At 65.8% G+C, this 7,113-nt stretch carries 6 protein-coding genes; all 6 read right to left on the minus strand.

Going from position 1 to position 7,113, the window contains the following annotated elements; translation table 11 throughout:
- Positions 1–571, minus strand: a 571-nt coding sequence (locus AC1DOC_RS12460) for an ABC transporter ATP-binding protein (protein WP_478129878.1), incomplete at its 3' end; no start/stop codon positions are given.
- Positions 572–657: 86 nt separating this feature from the next.
- Positions 658–1,989, minus strand: a complete 1,332-nt coding sequence (locus AC1DOC_RS12465; protein WP_015867759.1) for an ABC transporter substrate-binding protein — start codon at positions 1,987–1,989, stop codon at positions 658–660.
- Between the two features lie 51 nt (positions 1,990–2,040).
- Entirely contained in the window at positions 2,041–3,105 is a 1,065-nt protein-coding gene (locus AC1DOC_RS12470; protein WP_015867758.1) for a branched-chain amino acid ABC transporter permease, read from the minus strand.
- Between the two features lie 89 nt (positions 3,106–3,194).
- On the minus strand, positions 3,195–4,124 hold the full coding sequence (locus tag AC1DOC_RS12475) for a branched-chain amino acid ABC transporter permease (RefSeq protein WP_015867757.1): 930 nt from the start codon (positions 4,122–4,124) through the stop codon (positions 3,195–3,197).
- A 1-nt stretch (position 4,125) separates the two neighbouring features.
- Positions 4,126–4,911, minus strand: coding sequence for an ABC transporter ATP-binding protein (locus AC1DOC_RS12480; RefSeq protein ID WP_478129879.1), 786 nt, complete (start codon positions 4,909–4,911; stop codon positions 4,126–4,128).
- The gene (locus AC1DOC_RS12485) at positions 4,908–6,863 is read right to left on the minus strand and encodes an AMP-dependent synthetase/ligase (protein WP_478084345.1); all 1,956 of its coding nucleotides are present in this window, start codon (positions 6,861–6,863) and stop codon (positions 4,908–4,910) included. The genes AC1DOC_RS12480 and AC1DOC_RS12485 overlap by 4 nt, the downstream gene beginning before the upstream one ends.
- Between the last annotated feature and the right edge of the window lie 250 nt (positions 6,864–7,113).

Below are 7,113 nucleotides of genomic sequence, written 5' to 3' on the forward strand. Positions count from 1 at the left end.
TCACGATCTCGAACACCTCTTCCACGATCTGCGGCGCCAGGCCCATCGAGGGCTCGTCGAGCAGCACCATGTTCGGGTTGGCCATCAGCGCGCGGCCAATGGCGCACATCTGCTGCTCGCCGCCCGAGGTGTAGGCCGCCTGCGAAGTGCGCCGGGTCTTCAGGCGCGGAAAGTACGCATACACCTTCTCCAGCGTCTGCTGCACCGCGGCCTTGCCGTCGGTGCGCGTGTAGGCGCCGGTCATCAGGTTTTCCTCGATGGTCAGGTGCGCGAAGCAGTGCCGGCCTTCCATCACCTGGATCAGCCCGCGCTTCACCAGCTCGGCCGGGGACAGCGCCTCGATGCGCTCGCCGCGCAGCTCGATGGTGCCCTTGGTGACCGCGCCGCGCTCGCCCGCGAGCAGGTTGCTCACCGCGCGCAAGGTGGTCGTCTTGCCCGCGCCGTTGCCGCCGAGCAGCGCCACGATGCCGCCTTCGGGCACCGTGAGCGACACGCCCTTGAGCACGAGGATCACGTGGTTGTAGATGACCTCGATGCCGTTGACATTGAGGATGATGTTGGGTTCGCTCATGGTGTGGTCCGAAGCATTCGAAAGAACAACAAGAGGCTGTTCTTTCGAATGGCGGCTCTCGCGAGCCGCCACGGTTCCTCAAGCCGTCACATGCTGCAGTCGGCCGCGTCGCGGCGCGTGAGCTTCTTTTCGCCCGCGTACTTCTCGGCCGCCACCTTCACCATTGGCTTGATGATCTGCTCGTCGGCCTGGTACCAGTCGGACATGCCGCCCCACTTGGCGCCGTCCCAGGTGTGCACGCGGGCCCAGGTCGAGCCCATGTGGTCCTGGCACGAGGTGCCGAGCGGGCGCAGTACGCCCGAGAAGCCCAGCGAATCGAGCTTCTTCTGGTCGAGCGCGAGGTTCTCCATGCCCCAGCGCACCTGCTCGCCGGTCATGACCTTGCCCTTGCCGAAGCGCTCCTGCGCGCGCTTCACGGCTTCGACGCCCAGCATCTGGATGATCACGCCGCGGGTGTAGAGCACCGAGCCCACTTCGTCCTTCGGCCCCGTGCCCTGGCCCTTGTCGTGCACCTGCTTGAGGATTTCCTGGATCACCTTCGGCTCGGTGCCCGAGGTGTTGAGCGCCAGCGCGTTGTAGCCCTTGGCGTTGGCGCCCACGTCCTTCACGTCAGGCTCGGCGCCGGCCCACCACACGCCATACATCTTCTCGCGCGGATAGCCGGTGGCCACGGCTTCCTTCAGCGCGGTGGAGTTCATCACGCCCCAGCCCCACAGCAGTACGTAGTCGGGCCGCGACTGGCGCACCTGCAGCCAGGCGGACTTCTGCTCCACGCCGGGCGCGGTGACCGGAATCAGCGACAGCTCGAAGCCGTTCTGCTTGGCGCGCTCCTGCAGCAGCGGGATCGGCTCCTTGCCGAACGGCGAGTCGTGGTACACGAGGGCGATCTTCTTGCCCTTGAGCTTGTCCATGCCGCCTTCCTTCTTGCCGATGTGCTGGATCAGGATGTCGGCCGCGGTCCAGTAGCTGCCCATCAGCGGGAAGTTCCACTTGAACACGCTGCCGTCCTGCGACGCCGACAGCCCGTAGCCCAGCGTGATGAGCGGGATCTTGTCGGTGGGCACCTTGTCGGTCAGCGCAAAGGTGATGCCGGTGGCCTGCGGGTCGAACAGCGTCACGCCGGGGCGGCCCTTCAGGCGCTCGTAGCACTCCACGCCCTTGTCGGTGGCGTAGCCGGTCTCGCACTCTTCGTACGTGATCTTCACGCCGTTGATGCCGCCGGTGGCGTTGATGTACTTGATGTAGTCCTGCTTGCCGTTGGCCCAGGGCGTGCCGTTGGGCGCATAGGGGCCGGTGCGGTACACCAGCAGCGGAAAGAACTGTTCCTTGGCCTGCGCCTGGGCGAGCGATGGCGCAAGCAGCGCGCCGAGGGTGCTGGCCACCAGGGCGGCGGTCAGAGCGAGCGATTTCAGTTTCATGCCTGTCTCCTTATGTGGGCACCTCGGTGCCGGTTTCTACGAACGGAAAAATCAGTGGGGGAAGGGCCAGAGCCGCAACTTTTCCTTGGCGGTGGACCACAGCCGCGCCAGCCCGTGCGGCTCGACGATCAGGAAGAACACGATCAGTGCGCCGAAGATCATGGTCTCCAGGTGCGAGGCCAGCGCCGTGGAAATCGAGAAGCCCAGCCACCCCGGCAGCTGGTTCAAAAAGAGCGGCAGCAGCACGATGAACGCGGCACCGAAGAAGCTGCCCATGATCGAGCCGAGCCCGCCGATGATCACCATGAACAGCAGCTGGAACGAGCGGTCGATGCTGAACGCCGCCGGCTCCCACGCGCCCAGGTGGATGAAGCCCCACAGCGCGCCCGCCACGCCCACGATGAAGCTGCTCACCGCAAAGGCCGTGAGCTTGGCGTACACCGGGCGGATGCCGATCACCGCGGCCGCCACGTCCATGTCGCGCATCGCCATCCATTCGCGGCCGATGGCGCTGCGCACCAGGTTCTTCGCGAGCAGCGCGAACACCACCACGAAGACGAGGCAGAACAGATATTTCTGCACCGGCGATTCGATCGGCACGCCGAACACATTGAGCCCCGCCACGCTCACCGAGCCAGAAGAAGAATTGTTGGTGAACCACTGGATGCGCAGGAACGCCCAGTCGGTAAAAAACTGCGCCGCCAGCGTGGCCACCGCCAGGTACAGCCCCTTGATGCGCAGGCTCGGAATGCCGAACAGCACGCCGATCACCGTGGCGCACAGGCCGCCCAGCAGCAGCGAGGCGATCAGCGGCATGCCGTCGATGCGCACCTGGAAGTTGTAGGCCGCGTACGCGCCCACCGCCATGAAGGCGCCGGTGCCGAGCGAGATCTGCCCRCAATAGCCGACCAGGATGTTGAGGCCCAGCGCCGCGAGCGACAGGATCAGAAAGGGCGTGAGGATGGCGCGCATCCAGTAGTCCGACACGCCCAGCGGCACCGCGACGAAGGCCGCGAGCAGCAGCACCAACATCGCGATGCGGTCCTGCGCGATCGGGAAGATCTGCTGGTCGGCGCGGTAGCTCGACTTGAACTGGCCGTTCTCTCTGTAGAACATATCAATGACCGTCCGGCCGCCCGAAGGGCATTGAGYGCCCCCTCGGGGGGCAGCGATACACGAAGTGATGAGCGTGGGGGCGTTGCATCTCAGACCCGATCAATGATTTTTTCGCCGAACAACCCCTGCGGACGGACCAGCAGGAACACCAGTGCGAGTACATACGCGAACCAGATCTCGATGCCGCCACCGAGCATGGGGCCGAGATAAATTTCAGAAAGCTTCTCGCCCACGCCGATCAGCAGGCCGCCGATGATCGCGCCCGGTATCGAGGTGAGGCCGCCCAGGATCACCACCGGCAGCGCCTTCAGCGCCACCAGCGAGAGCGAGAACTGCACGCCCAGCTTCGAGCCCCAGATGACCCCGGCCACCAGCGCCGAGAAGCCCGCCACCGACCACACGATCACCCAGATGCGCTTGAGCGGAATGCCGATCGACTGCGCGGCCTGGTGGTCGTCGGCCACGGCGCGAAGCGCGCGGCCCGTGGCGGTCTTCTGGAAGAACACGGCCAGCACCACCACCAGGCCCGCGGCCACCAGCGCGGCCACCAGGTCTTCCTGGCTCAGCAGCAGGCCGCCCTGGAAGGTGCCCTGCAGCACCATCAGCGGTTCCTTGGGCATGCCCACGTCGATCTTGTAGATGTCGTTGCCGAAGATCGTCTGGCCCACGCCATCGAGGAAATAGGCAATGCCCAGCGTGGCCATCAGCAGCGTGATGCCTTCCTGGTTCACTAGCTTGCTGAGCGCGAGCCGCTCGATCAGCCAGGCCACGATCACCATCACCCCCATGGCCGCGATGAAGGCCAGGATGTTCGCGAGCACCTGGCTCTCGAAGCCGAACCACTGCGGGAACCATTCGGCAAAGCGCGCCATCGCGAGCGCCGCGAACAGCACCATCGCGCCCTGCGCAAAGTTGAAGACGCCCGAGGCCTTGTAGATCAGCACGAAGCCGATCGCGATCAGCGAATAGAGCATGCCGACCATCAGGCCGCCGAACAGGGTTTCGAGAAAAAATCCCATCTCAGTGCTCCACGCCCAGGTATGCCCGGATCACGTCTTCGTTGTTGCGCAYCTCGTGGGGCGTGCCGTCGCCGATCTTCTTGCCGTAGTCCAGCACCACCACGCGGTCGGAGATGTCCATCACCACGCCCATGTCGTGCTCGATGAGAACGATGGTCGCGCCGAACTCGTCGTTCACGTCGAGGATGAAGCGGCTCATGTCCTGCTTTTCCTCCACGTTCATGCCGGCCATCGGCTCGTCGAGCAGCAGCACCTGCGGCTCCATCGCGAGCGCGCGGCCCAGGTCGACGCGCTTTTGCAGGCCGTAGGGCAGGCGGCCCACCGGCGTCTTGCGGTGCGCCTGGATCTCCAGGAAGTCGATGATGTGCTCGACGAACTCGCGGTGCTGCAGCTCCTCGCGCTCGGCCGGTCCCCAGCGCAGCGCCTGGGCGAGCAGGCCGCTCTTCATCTTGAGGTTGCGCCCGGTCATGATGTTGTCGAGCACGCTCATGCCCTTGAAGAGCGCCAGGTTCTGGAAGGTGCGCGCCACGCCCATCTCGGCCACCTGGCGCGAGTTCATGTGCTTGAAGGTCTGGCCGCGGAAGGTGATGGAGCCCTGCTGCGGCCAGTACACGCCATTGATGCAGTTGAGCATCGAGCTCTTGCCCGCGCCGTTCGGTCCGATGATGGCCCGCACTTCATGCTCGCGCACGTTGAAGCTGATGTCCGTGAGCGCCTTCACGCCGCCGAAGCTCAGGCTGATGTTCTGCACGTCGAGGATGACCTCGCCGATTTTCCGATTGCTCATGCAGCGGCCTTCACGATGGGGAAGGTCTTGGCTTCGGTGATCTTCAGCGTGGCGCTGACAACCCCCGTGCGTCCGTCCTCGAACTTGACCTGGGTCTCGATGAACTGCTCGCTCTTGCCGCCGTACAGCGCGCTGACCAGCACCGCGTATTTCTCTGCGATGAAGCCGCGCCGCACCTTGCGCGTGCGCGTGAGCTCGTCGTCATCGGGGTCGAGCTCCTTGTGCAGCACCAGGAAGCGCGCGATCTGCGTCTCGCCCATGCCGTCTTCGCTCGCCAGGTCGGCATTCACCTTGGCGATGCATTCGGCGACGAGCGCCAGCACCTCGGGCTTGCCGGCCAGGTCGACGTAGCCGCCATAGGCCAGCCCCCGGCGCTCGGCCCAGTTGCCCACCGCCTCGAAGTCGATGTTGATGGCCGCGCAGACCTCCTCGCGTGCGTTGCCGAAGCACACGGCTTCCTTGATCTGCGGGAAGAACTTGAGCTTGTTCTCGATGTAGTTGGGCGCAAAGATCGCGCCGCTCGCGAGCCGGCCCACGTCCTTGGCGCGGTCGATGATGCGCAGGTGGCCCTCGCTGTCGAGCACGCCCGCGTCGCCGGTGTGGAAGTAGCCGTTGGCGTCGAGCACCTCGGCCGTGGCGTCGGGGCGCTTGTAGTATTCCTTGAGCACCGAGACGCCGCGCACCAGCACCTCGCCGTCCTCGGCGATCTTCAGTTCGATGCCCGGCGCGGCCGTGCCCACGGTCTGCAGCTTGACCTTGCCGTCCTGCTGCAGGCACACGTACGCGCAGGTCTCGGTCTGGCCGTAGAACTGCTTGAGGTTGACGCCGATCGAGCGGTAGAAGCGGAACAGGTCCGGCCCGATGGCCGCGCCGGCCGTGTAGGCCACGCGGATGCGGCTCATGCCCAACACGTTGCGCAGCGGCCCGTAGACCAGCAGGTTGCCAAGGCTGTACATCAGCCGGTCGCCCGTGCCCACCGGCGCGCCGTTCAGGATGTCGGCGCCCACGCGCTGCGCGAGCGCCATGAACTTGCCGTACAGCCAGCGCTTGGGCGCGGCCGCGTCTTCCATGCGGATCGACACGGCCGTGAGCAGGCCCTCGAAGGTGCGCGGCGGGCCGAAGTAGTAGCTCGGGCCGATCTCGCGCATGTCGTTCATCACCGTCTCGGACGACTCGGGGCAGTTGAGCGTGAAGCCGCCCACCAGCCATTGCGCCACCGAGAACAGGTGGTCGCCGACCCAGGCCATCGGCAGGTAGCTCATGATGTTGTCGCCGGGGCCGAGCCTGTCGGTCTCGACGCCGCCGCGGCCCGCCGCGATGAAGCTCGCATGCGTCTGGCACACGCCCTTGGGCCGGCCGGTGGTGCCCGAGGTGTAGAGGATCACGCCGACATCGGTGGCCTCGCCGCCGGCCACCGCGCGGTCGTAGTAGCCGACGTGGGTCTTGTCGAATTCGCGGCCCAGTTCGCGCAGCTGCTCGTAGCTCATGAGCCCGGGCTGGTCGTAGTGGCGCAGGCCCTTGGGGTCGTCGTAGATGATGTGGCGGATGCCGTGCTGCTGGTCCTTCTGCAGCTCGCGGCATTCGAGCAGCTTGTCGACCTGTTCCTGGTCCTCGACGATCACGAAGTCGATGGCCGCGTCCTGCAGCATGAAGACCATCTCGCTGGCCACCGCGTCCTGGTAGAGCGGCACCGGCACGCCGCGCAGGCTCTGCGCTGCGAGCACCGCCATGTACAGGTGCGGGCGGTTGGCGCCCACGATGGACAGGTTGTCGAAGGGCTTGAAGCCCAGGCTCGCGAGGCCGCAGGCCATTTCGCGCACTTCCTGCGCCACGGCGCTCCAGCTCCAGGTTTGCCAGATGCCGAGATCCTTCTCGCGGATGGCGGGCGCCTGGGGCTGGGCTTGCGCATGCGCAAGCAGCAGACGGGGAAAGGTGGGGGCGGTGGTTTGCACAGTGGGCGGATCGTAGGCCCCACTTTGACGCCGTGTTGTCGTTCCAACGACAATCCTAGGGACACTACTCCCCGGAGTTTCCCGATGCCTCACGGCAATCCCAATCAACGCAACGTGCTGGGCGGTTCCATCAAGGACCGAGTTCGTCCCCCTAGCAGTGCCGAACTCGGCGGCATCCCGTGGCTGCCCACGCTCACACCGGCCGAGCGCCGCCGCGCCGAAGCCGCGCTGGTGGTGGGCGAGGCCGAGG

Source organism: Variovorax sp. 01T439_2, assembly GCF_056398445.1.

Excerpts from the sequence above, each read along its gene's own strand:
- AC1DOC_RS12465 (WP_015867759.1), bottom strand. The coding sequence starts at position 1,989 with ATGAAACTGAAATCGCTCGCTCTGACCGCCGCCCTGGTGGCCAGCACC.
- AC1DOC_RS12475 (WP_015867757.1), bottom strand. The coding sequence starts at position 4,124 with ATGGGATTTTTTCTCGAAACCCTGTTCGGCGGCCTGATGGTCGGCATG.